Origin of the sequence: Stenotrophomonas pictorum JCM 9942 (genome assembly GCF_001310775.1) — a bacterium.
In the GTDB taxonomy this organism is placed as follows: Bacteria; Pseudomonadota; Gammaproteobacteria; order Xanthomonadales; family Xanthomonadaceae; genus Stenotrophomonas; species Stenotrophomonas pictorum.
The window spans coordinates 1-737 of sequence record NZ_BAZI01000728.1 but is presented as its reverse complement, the minus strand read 5'-3'; the positions used below and the strand labels follow the sequence as shown (position 1 = coordinate 737).

General features: G+C 71.9%; 1 protein-coding gene and 1 pseudogene. Both read left to right on the top strand.

What is annotated here, in order from left to right; all coding sequences use genetic code 11:
• Positions 1-544 (top strand): acid phosphatase (locus JCM9942_RS17330; RefSeq protein ID WP_157723057.1); only part of this gene is annotated, 544 nt, incomplete at its 5' end.
• 6 nt (positions 545-550) lie between these two features.
• Positions 551-737 (top strand): annotated as a pseudogene (locus JCM9942_RS17325) (hypothetical protein); the annotation flags it as partial.

The following is a 737-nucleotide window of genomic DNA, read 5'->3' as shown; positions in this document are numbered from 1 at the left end:
GCCCGCACCCGGCTCGGCCGCCGCCGCGCTGGGCGTGACGGTCGATACACAGCACACCCCGGCGCTGTACCGCCTGCTTGAACGCAGCCGCATCGACGCCAGCGCCGCCACCAAGGCCGCCAAGCACCACTACCAGCGGCCGCGTCCGTTCATGGTCAACCAGCAGCCCACCTGCACCCCGGACAGCGAGGACGGCCTGCGCAAGAGCGGTTCCTATCCGTCCGGACACACCGCCATCGGCTGGGCGTGGGCGCTGATCCTGGCCGAAATCGATCCGCAGCACGCCACCGCCCTGCTCCAGCGCGGCCGCAGCTATGGCCACAGCCGGCTGGTCTGCAATGTGCACTGGCACAGCGATGTGCTGCAGGGCCAGCGCCTGGGCGCGGCCACCGTGGCGCGGCTGCATGACGACCCGCAATTCAGCGCCGATCTGGCGCTGGCACGGCGCGAACTGCACTACGCCCGCAGCCTGAAGCGGACGCCGCCGCGCGACTGTGCGGCCGAAACGGCGGCGCTGGCGACGGAGCTTTCCGAAGCCCGGTAACGCAGCTTGCAGAAGCTAAAGAGCCGCTTCTGCGGCAGCCTGACCAGAGCCACCGGCCACCATCCGGGCCTGCGCAATGCGGCGCTGGCCCTGCCGGAGGGCCACAACACCGGGGCGGCGGTGCAGTACTTCCTCGATGCCGGCGTGCCGGCGCCCACGCGCAACGTCGGCGCGCCGTTCCACGCCCCGCAGC